Below are 13330 nucleotides of genomic sequence, written 5' to 3'. Positions count from 1 at the left end.
ACGCGGCGGCCCCAGGCATCCCTCAGTCCCCGAACACGGTGTCCAGGAAGTCTTTCAGATCCGCGAAGACGAGTTCCCTGTCGGTCTCGTTGAACACCTCGTGCCGCGCGCCCGGAAAGATCCGCACGGTCGCAGCACCGCCGCTCAGTTCCTCGACGCCCACCCGGCTCCCGGGCAGCGGCACCAGCCGGTCGTCGTCCCCGTGCAGCCACAGCACCGGGAGCCCGCCGACGTCGCCGCCCTTGGACACCGTCTGAAGGGTCCGCACGAACGCCTCCGCCGTGGGCCGCTTCATCGGCCCGTGCCACACCAGCGGATCCGCCGCGTACGCGGCCCCCACCGCCGGATCCCGGGAGAGCGCGGCCGGGCTGATCGGGACGTCGGGGATCTCGCCGTGGACCTCGGCGTGGGCGAGCAGCCGCCCGGGCGTCTCCCACTCGCCGAGCACCGGCCCGGACAGCACCAGCGCGGCGAGACCGGCGCCGTACCGCTGGGCGTAGCGGGCGGCGATCAGGCCGCCCATGGAGTGCCCGACCATCACCACCGGCAGTCCCGGATGCGCGCCCGCGGCCAGCTCGGCCACGGATCGCACGTCCGACACCACGTCCTCGAAGTCGTCGATCAGCACGCGCTCGCCCGCCGACTTCCCGTGGCCCATGTGGTCGGGCCCGTAGACGGCCGCGCCGTGCCCGGTGAGCACGTCCGCGAGCTCCTCGTACCGGCCCACGTGCTCCCCGTAGCCGTGCACGACGAGGGCGACGTACCGCGCTCGCTCGCGCGGCCACTCCCGGACGGTGATCGAGCCGCGGGTGCCGGCCAGGACGTGCTCGCGGGCGTCGGCCATGTCTCCTCCAACTGCGTCGGTGAAGGTCACCGGAGGATCTTCCCAGCGACCGGCCCGGCGGTCTATAGTCCGAAACTAGCGGTGCTAATTAACCGGTCAGGAGTTCCCTCGTGCGTCCCGTCCATTTCGCGGCCGCCCGCCGCACCCCCATCGGCAAACTCCGCGGAGCCCTGTCCTCGGTCCGCCCCGACGACCTCGCCGCGACCGTGATCCGCGGCCTGGTCGCCGACGTGCCCGCCCTCGATCCGGCCCGCGTCGACGACGTCTACTGGGGCGCCGCCAACCAGGCGGGCGAGGACAACCGCAACGTCGCCCGCATGGCCGCGCTGCTCGCCGGCCTGCCGGAGTCCGTGCCCGGCGCCACCGTCAACCGGCTGTGCGCCTCCGGTCTCGAGGCGGTGACGACGGCCGCCCGCACGATCGCCGCGGGCGAGGCCGACATCGTCGTCGCCGGCGGCTCCGAGTCGATGAGCCGCGCCCCCTTCGTGCTGCCCCGCCCCGACGAGGCCCTGCCGCATCGCATCGAGACCGCCGACACCCGGCTCGGCTGGCGCCTGGTCAACCCGGCGATGAAGGACCTGCACGGCCTGCTGTCCATGGGCGAGACGGCGGAGGAGGTCGCCGAGCGGTACGGCATCCCGCGCGAACGCCAGGACGAGTTCGCCCTGCGCAGCCACCGACTGGCCGCCCTGGCCCGCAAGAACGGCCACTTCGACGACGAACTCCTGCCCGTCACCCGGCCGGACGGCGTGGTCGTCGACACCGACGAGTGCGTCCGCGAGGACACCTCGTACGAGAAGCTCGCCAAGCTGAAGCCGGTCTTCCGCGAGGGCGGCACGGTCACCGCCGGCAACGCCTCGCCGATGAACGACGGCGCGGCGGGACTGCTCCTGGTCAGCGAGGAGGCCCTGAACGAGCTCGGCCTGGAGTCACTGGGCCGCTACGTCGCCGGTGCCTCCGCCGGTGTCCACCCGGACGTGATGGGCATCGGCCCGGTCCCGGCGACCCGCAAGGTGCTGGCCCGCGCCGAGTGGACGATCGCCGACCTCGAGGAGGCCGAGTTCAACGAGGCGTTCGCCGCCCAGGCCCTGGCCTGTATCGATCAGTTGGGCATCGATCCCGACCTGGTCAACCCCAGTGGCGGCGCGATCGCCCTCGGCCACCCACTCGGCTGCTCGGGCGCGCGCATCCTCACCACCCTGCTCCACCGGATGCGACGGACGGGCGCGGCACGGGGGCTGGCGACGATGTGCGTGGGCGTGGGGCAGGGGAGTGCGGTCCTGGTGGAACGGCACTAGAACCCCGGACTCCCACAAGCCCTGGACTCCCACAGAGCCCTGGACTCCCACAGAGCCCGGGGCTCCCACGGCGAGGGCCATCAGGCGAGACGGTCCTTACAGGCACCGGTTCCATGGCCATAGCATCGGTTCCCGCATGAACACGATGACGCTCTTGCACCTCACCGGCTGGGAGTTCGCCGCCCTCGCCTTCGCGGCTCTGCTCGTCGGCTTCTCCAAGACCGCGGTGAGCGGCGCCAACACGATCAGCCTCGCCATCTTCGCCGCGGTGCTGCCCGCCCGCGCCTCCACCGGTGTGCTGCTGCCGGTCCTGATCGCCGGGGACCTCCTCGCCGTCGCCACCTACCGGCGGCACGCCCACTGGCCCACGCTGTGGCGGCTGTTCCCGGCGGTGGCGGCGGGCGTGGTCGTCGGCACGGTGTTCCTGATGTGGGCGGACGACGCGATCGTACGGACCTCGATCGGGGCGATTCTGCTGCTCATGGCCGCAGTGACGGTGTGGCGGAGGCGGAGGGCCGAGGCGGAGGAGGACCCGGACGCGGTCGTCACGAGGGCGGGCCGCATCAAGGCCCGCTCGTACGGCGTCCTCGGCGGCTTCACCACCATGGTCGCCAACGCCGGCGGCCCGGTGATGTCCATGTACCTGCTGTCCGCGGGTTTCCGGAAGCTCGGCTTCCTGGGCACGTCGGCCTTCTTCTTCCTGATCGTCAACGTGTCGAAGCTGCCGTTCAGCGCGGGCCTCGGCCTGATCGACGCACGCTCGCTGCTCCTCGACGCGGCGCTCGTGGTCTTCGTCGTGCCCGGTGCGTTGTTCGGCACATGGGCCGTGAACAGGATCAACCAGCGCCTGTTCGAGCAGCTGGTCATCGCGGCGACGGTGGTGGGCGGCGTTCAGCTACTGGTGCGTTGAGCCTCGCAGCAGCGCCGGGAAGCCGGCGAACGAGTCGATCACGTGGTCGGGGCTGTCACGCGCCGCCCGGTGCGTCTTTGGCAGGTACTTGCCCGTCTTGACCAGGACGCCGGTGACACCGGCCAGTTGAGCCGCCAGCACGTCGGACTCGATGTCGTCCCCCACCATCACCGCCTCGCCGGCATCGACTCCCAGACGGGCCAGCGCCGCCTCGAAGAACGCCCGCGACGGTTTGCCGGTGATCTCCGCCTCGGTACGGGCGGCCTGCTCCAGGCCGGCCAGGAACGCACCGGAGTCCAGCTGCAGCCCGTCGTCCGTACGCCAGTACAGATTGCGGTGCATCGCCACCAGCCGGGCCCCGCGCTGCAGATGCCCGAAGGCGTGGTTGAGCGCCGCGTAGCCGAACTCGGGGCCGGCCCCGCCGACGAGGACGACATCCGGCACGGGGTCGGTGTCCATCACGTCCACGACGGTGACACCGTCCAGGTCTTCCGCGATGTCGCCGCTGTTCAGCAGGGCGCACCGGGCGCCCGGACTGTGCTCGGCGAGGTACGCGGCGGTGGCGGCGGGCGCGGTCAGGATGTCCTCGGCCGACACCGGGAAGCCCACGTCGGCCAGCGTCTCGGCGATCGACACCCGCGTCCGGGACGTCGTGTTGGTGACCAGGGTGACCCCGACCCCGGTCTCCCGCACCTTCCGCAGCGCGTCGACCGCCCCTGGCAGGGGCCGCCAGGAGACGGTGAGCACCCCGTCGATGTCGATGAGCACGCCACGCACGGACTCCATGTCTGGACGATAGCCATCCCGCCCGGCCCTCGCCCCCCGCAGACCCGTCAGGACGCTCCGGCCCGGGGCGACGGCACCCGCGGACCCCGTCCGGCCGGGCGCCCGCCCACGCCCCGTACGCTCATCGCCATGCCCCCGTCCCTGGCTCCGACCCGGCACATCCTCGTCCTCGGCGGCACCGCCGAGGCCCGTGAACTGGCCGCCGTGCTGGCGGCCCGCCCCGGTGTCCGCGTCACCACATCACTCGCGGGGCGCGTGGCACGGCCGGGGGCACTCGACGGGGACGTGCGCGTCGGCGGCTTCGGCGGGGCCGAGGGACTGGCCGCCTGGCTGCGTGAGCAGCGCGTGGACGCCCTCGTCGACGCCACGCACCCCTTCGCCGAGGCGATCACGGCGAACGCGGCGCGGGCCGCGGCGCTGACCGGTGTACCCGCGGTGGTCCTGCGGCGCCCCGGCTGGTGGCCCGGCCCTCGCGACCGCTGGCACCCGGTGCCGTCCCTGGACGCGGCGGCCGGCCTTCTGCCGCGCCTCGGCCGCCGGGTCTTCCTCACCACGGGCCGCCGCGGACTGGCCGCCTTCGCGCACCTCACGGACCTCCACTTCGTCGCACGATCCGTGGAACCCCCCGAGCCGCCCATGCCCCCGGACACGCACGTGGTGCTGGCGCGCGGACCGTTCACCGTCACGGACGAATCGGCCCTGCTGCGCGAGCACCGCGTCGACGTCCTCGTGACAAAGGACAGCGGGGGAGAGGCCACGGCAGCCAAACTCACGGCGGCCCGTGACCTCGGCCTGCCGGTCGTGGTCGTACGGCGCCCGCCGCTGCCGGCGGGGGTGACGGCGGTGCCCGACGTGGCCGGGGTCCTGGAGCGGCTGGGCCTTACGCGGGGATGACGGACGCGCGGACGCGGTCGATCGCGCGGAGCACCTCGCCCCGGTTCTTGGCGCTCTTGATCCAGGCCGGGAGCCGGGCGACCAGCGTCATCTTCTGGCCGGTGTCGTACCAGGGCGCCCGCTCGCGCAGGTCCGCGGCGACGAACCGCCGGATCAGGTCGAGATGCGCGAGGTTGTAGGCCCAGATCCGGCCGTGGCGCGTCTCCGTCTGCAGCCAGAGAGGCAGACGGAAGTACGGATCCGTGGCGAGCCCGGCGGATCGGCCCCAGGGGGCCGGAGCCGGCCCTGCCGTACTCCTGGACAGGCCACAGCCACGGCAGACGACGCGCTTGGTGTCGCGGGACGGGCTGCCGGCCTCCCGGCCCGGGGCGTGCCGCCGCTCGACATGGGCGATGGCCGCGCAGCGCGGACAGCGCACCAGCGAGGAGTAGCTGAACTCGTAGGCGCAGCCGCGGGGGTCACGGAAGCGGATCGGAGCAGGGGACATGGCGCCAGTGTGGCAGCGGGCCGGCGCCGGCGGCATCCGGTTTCCGCGGGCCGCGCTCGTGGCCGACTCAGCCCCGGCCGACCCGCCCGGCTGCACCTGGCAGGACCCGGTGTTCTCCCGCCCTGCCGACAGCCTCACCGCTCCTTCGGGTTCCGCCGCAGCAGATACGTGTCCATGATCCAGCCCTTGCGCTCCCGGGCCTCGGCTCGCAGCCGCTCGATACGCGGCGCGGCCTCGGCGATCGGCCCGCAGACCAGGATCTCGTCCGGGGTTCCTATGTACGCGCCCCAGTAGATGTCGATGTCCTGGTCGGCGTACTTCCGGAAGGTCTGGTGGGCGTCGAGCATCACCACCACGTCGTCCACGTCTTCCGGGAAGCCCTCGGCGAGCCGCCGGCCGGTGGTGATCTGCACGGGCCTCGCGACCCGGTTCAGCCCGGTCCGATGCCGGGCGACGAGCGCGGAGACGCTGCTGATGCCCGGCACGACGTCGTACTCGAAGGCCACGGCCCTGCGGCCGAGCACCTCCTCCAGAATTCCGATGGTGCTGTCGTACAGCGACGGATCCCCCCACACCAGGAACGCCCCGGTCTCCTCCTCGCCCAGTTCCTCGGCGATCAGCCGCTCGTAGATGTCCGCGCGAGCGCTGCGCCAGTCCCCGACGGCGGGGGAGTAGGCCGAGCCGCCGGCCCTCCGGTCCCGTTCCGGGTCGCGTGCCTCGACGACCCGGTACGACCCCTCCGGTATGTGCGCGTCGAGCATGTCCCGGCGGAGCTGGGTGAGATCCGCCTTCACCTCGCCCTTGTCGAGGATGAAGAACACGTCCGTGCTCCGCAGCGCCCTGACCGCCTGCAGGGTCAGCTGGTCGGGGTCGCCCGCGCCGATACCGATGACATGAATCTTTCGCACGCCGACGAGTCTGCCGCACGCCACTGACAACGCGTGCACCGCGTCCCCGACCTCACGGGTCAGTACACCTGGACGTGCCCTAGCCGCGCAGCCGCGGCCCCTGGGCCCCCGCGTCCACGGGCCCCCCGCTCCGCTCGACGTCCCCCGCCAGGTCCCGTGCCCAGGCGACCACCCCGGCCAGATCGATGCCGTACGGACGCCACCGCCCGGACCCCGAGCCCCACTCCTCGACCGAGCCCGCCCCGCGCCGCAGCAGCCGTGCGCCGCCCGTGACGTTCCCCCGTGCCGCGTGGGTGAGCCCCACGGCGAGCTGGGCGAGCCCCCGCCACAGCTCCCGCTCCTCCTCCGGCCCGGACTTCCACGCGTCTTCGAACACCTCGTGCGCGTGGAACGGCTTCCCCTCGTCCAGCAGCCGCTGCGCCTCGGCGACGGTCTCCTCCGGGGTGCGTACGACGCCCTCCGGTTGCCGGGGCACGCCGTCCGCGCCGTACGGCAGGGGCCGCCCGAGCCCGTCCCGCGGCCGGGCGCTGCGCGCCCGCCCCTCGTTGTCCCGGTCTCGTGCACTGGCCGGCCGGCCCGACGGTGTACTGCCCATGCTGCCCATACGCCGATTGTCGCGCGGCGGGGTCCCCTTTCGGTGCGGCCGGGGGTGTGGGGTAAAGTGCTTTTCGCGCGATCACGCGGCTCACCGCCGCACCGCGCACCGGGACGTGGCGCAGCTTGGTAGCGCACTTGACTGGGGGTCAAGGGGTCGCAGGTTCAAATCCTGTCGTCCCGACGGTGTGAAGGGCCCGGCAGACGGATGTCTGCCGGGCCCTTTCATGTACCCGTTTCCCGGCCGCACGGCTCCCCCTGCCCCTGGCCACTGCCTCCCCGGGCCGTGCTCCGCTCAACGGCCCGTGGCCTCTCACGGTGCTTCGACCAGCGGCGGCTCCCCGCGCGGCAGCGTCAGCGCGCCGCGGAGCGCGGCGGCCGCGTCCGCGCCGATGCGCTCGGCCAGCACCTCCTCGATCAGGGCGAGCGTCGCCTGTGCCCGCCGGTGCGCGCGGGCGCCCTCGGGGGTGATACGGATCAGGCGGCTGCGGGCCGACGAGGGGTCCGGAACCTGCTCCAGCAGGCCCATGGCCAGCAGCCCGTGCACCGCCTGGTGGGCCGTCTGCCGGGTGACGCCCAGGCGGCGCGCGAGTTCGGCCACCGTGGTGCCCTCCGCGTCCAGCAGGGCGAAGACCTGGCCCTGCGCGCTGGTCAGCGGCTGCTCACCGGCCGCTCGCATGCTCGCCATCAGCGCGTCGTCGAACCAGCGCTTGGCGCCGGCCAGCAGCAGGGGCAGGTTCTGTACGGATTCCGTCATGACTCCTCGGGCTCCTCGGGCCCTGAGCATACGGGCGGCTGCCTCCCCCACGAGCCCTGCCTGATGCCTCGCACAGTGCCTTGCCATGATCCGGGTGTCAGGTAACCTGACGCAAACCCAAAATGTCAGGCGGCCTGACAGGTCGGGCGAGGCGGTTGGCACTCGAACGGCACCCCGCCCGGCATCACGGCCCAGTCGGAGGCTTCCTTGACCATCGAATTCGCCCGCCGCGCCCACTCCCTCATCCCCGCCGAGCCGGGCACGCCGTACTTCATCGAGAAGGGCATGGGCGACCGCGCCCACCTCTTCGGCGACCTGATCACCGTCTACGCGGGCGGCCCGCAGACCGAGAACACCTTCAACTTCTTCACCTGCGAGGGGCCCAAGGGCGACATCATCCCGGCCCACCTGCATCGGGACACGTCCGAGGTCTTCTACGTCACGCAGGGCGCCGTACGACTCTTCGTCGAGGACCTGGAAGGGGAGCAGCAGGAGAAGCTGCTGACCGCGGGTGACTTCGGCTTCGTGCCGAAGAACTGCCCGCACGCCTACCGCATCGAGCGCCACCACAGCCAGATCGTCGGCGTGGCCGCCGGCCCCGGGGGCACCTTCGAGCGGTTCTTCGAGTCCCTGGGCACCCCCACCGGCGAACTCGGCCTGCCGCAGCGCCCGTTCGTGCCCGCGCCGGAGAAGTTCGGGACCGTACCGCAGCGGTACGACGTGACCTTCCTGCCGGACCAGCGGTGGCGCACGGCCGACCCCGCCTGACCGGCGGGTCCTGGCCCCCGCCCCGGCAAGGGCGAGCGACACCGGACGGCCCGGAATGGTAGAAGCGGGCATGACCACCTTGCCCCTTTCCCCCTCCCGTCAGGCCGGTGCCCGATGACCGCCGGCATCGACACCCCCGACCGCCGGGGCCGCACCGGGCTCGACCGCACCGGCCGGGACCTGACCGGCAACCCCCGCGTGAAGGTGCGGGACGTGAAACTCCTGTCCAGCCACTGGTACGTCGAGCGGACCACGACCTTCGACTTCCAGCACGCCGACGGCACCTGGAGCACCCAGGAGCGCGAGACGCACGATCGCGGCAACGGCGCCACCATGCTGCTGTACGACGCCGAGCGCGAAACGGTGCTGCTCACCCGCCAGTTCCGCTTTCCCGTCCACGTCAACGGGCATCCCGACGGCATGCTGATCGAGACGCCGGGCGGTCTGCTCGACGACGAGGACGAGCACCCGGAGATCGCCGTGCGCCGGGAGGTGACGGAGGAGACCGGGCACACCATCGGCGAGATCCGGCACGTCTTCGACGTCTACATGAGCCCCGGCTCGGTCACCGAACGCGTCAGCTTCTACGCCGCCGCCTACGGCCCTTCGACCCGCACCCACGAAGGCGGCGGCCTGGACGAGGAGGGCGAGGACATCGAGATCCTGGAACTGCCCTTCCGCAAAGCCCTGGAGATGATCCGCACCGGGGAGATCGCCGACGCGAAGACCATCATGCTGCTCCAGTGGGCGGCGCTGGAGGGACCGTTCGCCAGCGGATCGCGAAAGCCCTTGACTTGAAGCGCACTTCAAGCTGAAGACTCCCGTTCGTGCCCCGAAGGCGGGGTATGAACGGGAGGGAACACCATGAAGTACCGCACGATCGGCACCGATCCGCACACCCGACGCGAGGTGAGCGCCCTCGCGCTCGGCGCGATGCTGTTCGGGTCGGTGACGGACGAGAAGACCTCCTTCGCCGTGCTCGACCGCTATGTCGAGGCCGGCGGAACCTTCGTCGACACGTCCGACAACTACGCCTTCTGGACCGACGGCAGCCAGGGCGGCCACAGCGAGGAACTGCTCGGACGCTGGCGCCGCAGCCGCGGCATCCGCGACGAGATCGTCATCGCCACCAAGCTCGGCGCCCGCCCCCTGGCCCCCGGCACCAGCTACCTCGACAACGCGGAGGGCCTGTCGGCGAAGGTGATCCGCGAGTCGGCCGAGCGCAGCCGGGAACGGCTCGGCGTGGACCGCCTGGATCTCCTCTACGCGCACATCGAGGACCACACCGTGCCCCTCCAGGAGACCGTGGAGGGTTTCGGCGCCCTGGTCGCCGAGGGCACGGTCGGCCTGCTCGGCGTGAGCAATCACGCCGTCTGGCGCGTGGAGCGCGCCCGCGCGACGGCCGCCGCGGCCGGACTGCCCGGCTACGAGGTGCTCCAGTACGCCCACAGCCACCTGCGCCCCCGCACCGATGTGCCCGACGCCCTGTTCCCCGACGGCAGCCTCGGCCACGCCGGTCCCGAACTGTTCAGCTACCTGCGCGCCGAGCCCGGCCTCACCCCGGTCGCCTACTCACCGCTGCTGAAGGGCGCCTACACCCGTCCCGGCCGACTCCCCTCGGACTTCGACCACCCGGGCACCCCCGCCCGGCTGGAGGTGCTGCGCGAGGTGGCCCGGGAGACCGGCGCGACGGTCAACCAGGTGGTGCTGGCGTGGCAGATCGGCGCCGACCTGCCGATCATCCCGTTGGTGGGGGCGTCCTCGGTGGCCCAGCTGGAGGAGAGCCTGGCCGCGGTGGACCTGGACCTGTCGGCGGAGCAGCGGGCGCGGCTGGACGCCGTGCACTGAGCCTGCCGGACTGTCCGGCCCGCGGCCGGTGCCGGTGGGATCGTGGAGGGGGACCCGGACACCCGGAGGGAGCGCCGGACATGATCACCCACCCCGCCGCCCACACCATACGGGCCACTCCCGAAGGCCTCCTGTGGGAGCCCAGCGAGCGCTGGGTGCGCGGCCGCGCGGGCGACGTCACCGTCGTCGACAGCCGGCATCCGGTCCTCGTCTGGGAACCCGGCGTCCCGGTACCGCTGTACGCCTTCCCACGCGAGGAGGTCCGTACCGACCTCCTTCGCCCGGCGCGGCACCCGCCCACCGGCACGCACACGGGATCGCGGATCTTCTACGACCTCGAGGCCGGCGGCGAGGTCCGGTGGAACGCGGCCTGGACGTTCCCCGCCGACGACCTGGCTGGGTACATCGCCTTCGAGTGGTTCCGGCGCGCCGACACCGGGCTCGACCACTGGTACGAGGAAGAGGAGGAGATCTTCGTTCATCCCCGCGACCCGCACAAACGCGTGGACGCGCTGCCGAGCAGCCGTCATGTGCGGGTCGAGATCGCTGGCACGGTCGTCGCGGAGAGCCGGAGCCCGGTCCTGCTCTTCGAGACCGGCCTGCCGACCCGGTACTACCTCCCCCGCGAGGACGTCCGCCTGGGCCTGTTCGTCCCCACCGACCACAGCACCGGATGCCCGTACAAGGGCACGGCACGCTACTGGACCTGGGGCGGCGCGGGCGACGTACCGCCGGACATCGTGTGGAGCTACCCGGAGCCGCTGCCCGCGGTGGCCGCGATCGAGGGCCGGGTCGCCTTCTACAACGAGGCGGTCGACATCGCCGTGGACGGCGAACGCCTGGAGCGCCCCGTCACGCCCTTCGGCGAGATGCTGAGACGGCGTGCCTGACCGTCTCGCTGTTCCCCTAGCCCCGCGCGAACCGGTCGAGCAGGGCGTCCAGTCCGGCCGCCAGGCCGTCGGGCCCAGCCTGCCCGACGAGTGAGGCGGCGGTCTTCCGGAGCGTCGGCAGTTCCTGGGCCGACAGGCGGTGCAGACCGAGGCGGAAGGCGGGATCGGGCTCGTCGGGGTTGTCCACCATGGGCCGCAGTTCCACGGACACGTAGCCGAGCAGCCAGGCGGTGAAGGCCCGGAAGACGGCGGCGGCGGTGGCCTCGTCGAACCCGGCCTGCCCCAGCAGGGTGAGTACACGCTCGTGGTCCCTGAGAACGGCTGCCGGTCGCCGTGCCAGCGGCACCGCCAGCATGCGCGTGGCGAGCAGCGGCACCGCCTGGGGATGGGCGAGGCAGACGTCGTACGTCGCCCGGGCGATCCGGTGGAGCTCGGCACGCCATGTGGGTCCCTCGGCCGTGGCGGTCGCCTCGGCCTCGGCGGTCAGGCGTTCTTCCAGTTGCAGGTAGAGGGCTTCGACCAAACCGTCCAGCAGCGCGTCCTTGCTCGATGCGTACCGGTAGAGCGCCATCGCCTCCACACCGAGCTCGGCACCCAGGCGGCGCATGCTCAGCGCCGACAGCCCCTCCCGGTCCACCAGCTCAAGCGCGCTCACCATCACCCGCTCACGACTCAGCCGCCCGTAGCGCCCCCGGTCGCTGGCGCGCCGTGCCGGTCGTTCCCCGTCGGCCATCGCTTCTCCTCCACGCTGGTGAACATCGCGAGCTGGCGAACTTGACAATACGACACGGGCCGCAGGACCTGTACATATACGACATAAACATGTGTCGTATACGGCGACCGTGCCGACCGTGCCGACCGCGCCGCGGCGATTCCCCGGTCGATCGATGCGGGACGCGGGGTGACGCCTGAGAAGCGCCTCCCCGAACGCCTTCGGCCATTTCTGGGCGGCTCGACGAACAGCATGATCGACGCGGTATCCGGGAGTCACCGATGACACACGACGGATCCTTGGCCCACACGGGCGTGTCATGGCCGATTTACGCCATTGTCGGCCTTATGGCGGTAGCAGGGGGGAGGTCTCAAGCGGCTGATCCACAGGCATCGAGGGCGGTAGATGACTGGTGTACGCGGCGCACCGGCGAAAGATTCCCTACTGGGAAGTGGCGCGGCATTTTCCGTACGTCTACATGAACAAGCTCGTCAACGCCTACTACGCGTGGAAGGCCTTGCTGGTGGAACTGATCCTTGTTCCGCTCGGGCCGTCCAACGGCCTTGTCATGTATGAAATGGGAAGGCCCTGAGAGGGGCGATGACCTCGCTGCCGCGAACCCGCGGCTTCGTATCGGCCGCCGTCGGAGCGGGTCGGCGGTGGACGAATCACCCCCCTCACCACCTGTACGCCCATGTCCACATCGATGGAGCGATATGTCGTCTGGGGAGAACACCAGGCGGTGCGGGCGTGCACGACGTGGACGGTCTGCCCGGCCGTGAAGGCGCCTTCCTCGCGTGTTCCCTGTGGTACGCGGAGGCCCTCGCTGCCACCGGGCAGACCGGTGAGGCCCGCCGGACCTTCGAGCGGGTCCTCGCCGCCCGCAACGACGTCGGACTGCTGTCGGAGCAGTGGGATCCGGACACCGGACGCCAACTGGGCAACACGCCTCAGGCGTTCAGCCACCTGACCTTGGTCGAGACGGCGTTCGCCGTGTCATCGGCACTGTCCCGCAGCCCCGGGGATCGGAAGGCGTGGGATCGACGTCGATGCGCGTCGCCTCAAGGTGATCGGTCAGGGGCGTGAACACCTCCCAAGCGCCGTGTCTGGGACTGCCGCAGCAAGCGGCCGACCTGCTGTGGTCATCGGCATGGCCGGGAATGCAGTCCCGTCAACTGCGCCGAGTCACCCCGCGTCGGTGCGGGTCAAGCCCTGGAGGGAGAGAGACCGTCGAGGCGGCGAGCAGGGCCGCTTCGCACGGCACCCCGTGGCCCGCCGAGGCACCAGCCGCGTCGACCACCCACCCGGACCTGGCGCAGGCCAGCGCCACCCCGTCGGAAAGGCCCGAGACGATCCAGGTGATGCTCCCGGTGAGCTGGGCGGGCGGCGCCAGGTGGCTCACCAGCTCCATCGTGATGATCAGGGTCGGCGCGATGGACATGCCCGCCAGGAAGAGCATCCCCGTCAGCGCCGCGAGACCCGGCGCGAACAACAGCGGTTCGGTCGTCACCGCCATCGTGCAGACGCTGACCAGCACGCGCCGCGTGTTCGCCCCCGACTCGGCCTGTTGGTGCTGACGGTGACGTCCGTGGTGGCCATGACGGTCGACCAGCCGGGAGAGCTGCGGGCCGATC

At 71.8% G+C, this 13330-nt stretch carries 15 protein-coding genes, 1 tRNA gene and 1 pseudogene; 9 read left to right on the top strand and 8 right to left on the bottom strand.

Annotated elements, in window-relative coordinates; genetic code table 11:
- Positions 1 to 22 precede the first annotated feature (22 nt).
- Positions 23 to 844 (bottom strand): lysophospholipase, encoded by an 822-nt coding sequence (locus ACYVMZ_RS07085; RefSeq protein WP_461076686.1) that lies wholly within the window; start codon positions 842 to 844, stop codon positions 23 to 25.
- A gap of 110 nt (positions 845 to 954) precedes the next feature.
- Between ACYVMZ_RS07085 and ACYVMZ_RS07080 the strand changes: the two genes are divergently transcribed.
- Together ACYVMZ_RS07080 and ACYVMZ_RS07075 are read left to right on the top strand one after the other, a co-directional pair.
- Entirely contained in the window at positions 955 to 2142 is a 1188-nt protein-coding gene (locus ACYVMZ_RS07080; RefSeq protein WP_461076684.1) for a thiolase family protein, read from the top strand.
- A 136-nt stretch (positions 2143 to 2278) separates the two neighbouring features.
- Positions 2279 to 3052 (top strand): sulfite exporter TauE/SafE family protein, encoded by a 774-nt coding sequence (locus ACYVMZ_RS07075; protein ID WP_461076682.1) that lies wholly within the window; start codon positions 2279 to 2281, stop codon positions 3050 to 3052.
- On the opposite strand, the gene ACYVMZ_RS07070 is transcribed toward ACYVMZ_RS07075, so the two are convergent.
- Positions 3038 to 3838, bottom strand: coding sequence for an HAD-IIA family hydrolase (locus ACYVMZ_RS07070; RefSeq protein ID WP_461076680.1), 801 nt, complete (start codon positions 3836 to 3838; stop codon positions 3038 to 3040). The two genes, ACYVMZ_RS07075 and ACYVMZ_RS07070, sit on opposite strands and share 15 nt — an antisense overlap.
- Before the next feature lie 129 nt (positions 3839 to 3967).
- Here ACYVMZ_RS07070 and ACYVMZ_RS07065 point away from each other — a divergent pair, with 129 nt between their 5' ends.
- A complete protein-coding gene (locus ACYVMZ_RS07065) occupies positions 3968 to 4732 on the top strand; it encodes a cobalt-precorrin-6A reductase (protein WP_461076678.1) in 765 nt (254 codons plus the stop codon).
- Here ACYVMZ_RS07065 and ACYVMZ_RS07060 read toward each other — a convergent pair.
- From ACYVMZ_RS07060 to ACYVMZ_RS07050, 3 genes are all read right to left on the bottom strand, one after another.
- The gene (locus tag ACYVMZ_RS07060; protein ID WP_461076676.1) at positions 4719 to 5219 is read right to left on the bottom strand and encodes a hypothetical protein; all 501 of its coding nucleotides are present in this window, start codon (positions 5217 to 5219) and stop codon (positions 4719 to 4721) included. The genes ACYVMZ_RS07065 and ACYVMZ_RS07060 overlap by 14 nt on opposite strands.
- 134 nt (positions 5220 to 5353) lie before the next feature.
- On the bottom strand, positions 5354 to 6127 hold the full coding sequence (gene cobF, locus ACYVMZ_RS07055; protein WP_461076674.1) for a precorrin-6A synthase (deacetylating): 774 nt from the start codon (positions 6125 to 6127) through the stop codon (positions 5354 to 5356).
- A 79-nt stretch (positions 6128 to 6206) separates the two neighbouring features.
- Positions 6207 to 6731 (bottom strand): DUF309 domain-containing protein, encoded by a 525-nt coding sequence (locus ACYVMZ_RS07050; protein ID WP_461076672.1) that lies wholly within the window; start codon positions 6729 to 6731, stop codon positions 6207 to 6209.
- Between the two features lie 100 nt (positions 6732 to 6831).
- On the opposite strand from ACYVMZ_RS07050, the gene ACYVMZ_RS07045 reads away from it, so the two are divergent.
- A tRNA-Pro gene (locus ACYVMZ_RS07045) sits at positions 6832 to 6905 on the top strand.
- 129 nt (positions 6906 to 7034) lie between these two features.
- Here the strand turns inward: ACYVMZ_RS07045 and ACYVMZ_RS07040 are convergent.
- Positions 7035 to 7478: a MarR family winged helix-turn-helix transcriptional regulator gene (locus ACYVMZ_RS07040; protein WP_461076670.1), complete on the bottom strand. Its 444-nt coding sequence runs from the start codon at positions 7476 to 7478 to the stop codon at positions 7035 to 7037.
- A gap of 207 nt (positions 7479 to 7685) precedes the next feature.
- On the opposite strand from ACYVMZ_RS07040, the gene ACYVMZ_RS07035 reads away from it, so the two are divergent.
- The 4 genes from ACYVMZ_RS07035 to ACYVMZ_RS07020 all read left to right on the top strand — a co-directional run bounded on the left by ACYVMZ_RS07035 (position 7686) and on the right by ACYVMZ_RS07020 (position 10984).
- A complete protein-coding gene (locus ACYVMZ_RS07035) occupies positions 7686 to 8246 on the top strand; it encodes a quercetin 2,3-dioxygenase (RefSeq protein WP_461076668.1) in 561 nt (186 codons plus the stop codon).
- A gap of 114 nt (positions 8247 to 8360) precedes the next feature.
- Positions 8361 to 9044 (top strand): NUDIX domain-containing protein, encoded by a 684-nt coding sequence (locus ACYVMZ_RS07030; RefSeq protein WP_461076666.1) that lies wholly within the window; start codon positions 8361 to 8363, stop codon positions 9042 to 9044.
- 66 nt (positions 9045 to 9110) lie between these two features.
- The gene (locus ACYVMZ_RS07025) at positions 9111 to 10094 is read left to right on the top strand and encodes an aldo/keto reductase (RefSeq protein WP_461076664.1); all 984 of its coding nucleotides are present in this window, start codon (positions 9111 to 9113) and stop codon (positions 10092 to 10094) included.
- Between the two features lie 80 nt (positions 10095 to 10174).
- Positions 10175 to 10984: a DUF427 domain-containing protein gene (locus ACYVMZ_RS07020; protein ID WP_461076662.1), complete on the top strand. Its 810-nt coding sequence runs from the start codon at positions 10175 to 10177 to the stop codon at positions 10982 to 10984.
- Between the two features lie 16 nt (positions 10985 to 11000).
- Here ACYVMZ_RS07020 and ACYVMZ_RS07015 read toward each other — a convergent pair whose 3' ends face one another.
- Entirely contained in the window at positions 11001 to 11717 is a 717-nt protein-coding gene (locus ACYVMZ_RS07015) for a TetR/AcrR family transcriptional regulator (protein ID WP_461076660.1), read from the bottom strand.
- A gap of 732 nt (positions 11718 to 12449) precedes the next feature.
- Between ACYVMZ_RS07015 and ACYVMZ_RS07010 the strand changes: the two are divergent.
- A pseudogene (locus tag ACYVMZ_RS07010) lies at positions 12450 to 12782 on the top strand (glycoside hydrolase family 15 protein); the annotation flags it as partial.
- Between the two features lie 85 nt (positions 12783 to 12867).
- Here ACYVMZ_RS07010 and ACYVMZ_RS07005 read toward each other — a convergent pair.
- Positions 12868 to 13212 (bottom strand): hypothetical protein, encoded by a 345-nt coding sequence (locus ACYVMZ_RS07005; RefSeq protein WP_461076658.1) that lies wholly within the window; start codon positions 13210 to 13212, stop codon positions 12868 to 12870.
- Positions 13213 to 13330 lie beyond the last annotated feature (118 nt).

It is taken from the genome of Streptomyces deserti, from assembly GCF_054782695.1.
This window is presented reverse-complemented; position numbering and strand designations above follow the sequence as displayed.

Excerpts from the sequence above, each read along its gene's own strand:
- ACYVMZ_RS07085 (WP_461076686.1), bottom strand. The coding sequence starts at position 844 with ATGGCCGACGCCCGCGAGCACGTCCTGGCCGGCACCCGCGGCTCGATC.
- ACYVMZ_RS07075 (WP_461076682.1), top strand. The coding sequence starts at position 2,279 with ATGAACACGATGACGCTCTTGCACCTCACCGGCTGGGAGTTCGCCGCC.
- ACYVMZ_RS07070 (WP_461076680.1), bottom strand. The coding sequence starts at position 3,838 with ATGGAGTCCGTGCGTGGCGTGCTCATCGACATCGACGGGGTGCTCACC.
- ACYVMZ_RS07065 (WP_461076678.1), top strand. The coding sequence starts at position 3,968 with ATGCCCCCGTCCCTGGCTCCGACCCGGCACATCCTCGTCCTCGGCGGC.
- ACYVMZ_RS07060 (WP_461076676.1), bottom strand. The coding sequence starts at position 5,219 with ATGTCCCCTGCTCCGATCCGCTTCCGTGACCCCCGCGGCTGCGCCTAC.
- ACYVMZ_RS07050 (WP_461076672.1), bottom strand. The coding sequence starts at position 6,731 with ATGGGCAGCATGGGCAGTACACCGTCGGGCCGGCCGGCCAGTGCACGA.
- ACYVMZ_RS07040 (WP_461076670.1), bottom strand. The coding sequence starts at position 7,478 with ATGACGGAATCCGTACAGAACCTGCCCCTGCTGCTGGCCGGCGCCAAG.
- ACYVMZ_RS07030 (WP_461076666.1), top strand. The coding sequence starts at position 8,361 with ATGACCGCCGGCATCGACACCCCCGACCGCCGGGGCCGCACCGGGCTC.
- ACYVMZ_RS07025 (WP_461076664.1), top strand. The coding sequence starts at position 9,111 with ATGAAGTACCGCACGATCGGCACCGATCCGCACACCCGACGCGAGGTG.
- ACYVMZ_RS07020 (WP_461076662.1), top strand. The coding sequence starts at position 10,175 with ATGATCACCCACCCCGCCGCCCACACCATACGGGCCACTCCCGAAGGC.
- ACYVMZ_RS07015 (WP_461076660.1), bottom strand. The coding sequence starts at position 11,717 with ATGGCCGACGGGGAACGACCGGCACGGCGCGCCAGCGACCGGGGGCGC.
- ACYVMZ_RS07005 (WP_461076658.1), bottom strand. The coding sequence starts at position 13,212 with ATGGCGGTGACGACCGAACCGCTGTTGTTCGCGCCGGGTCTCGCGGCG.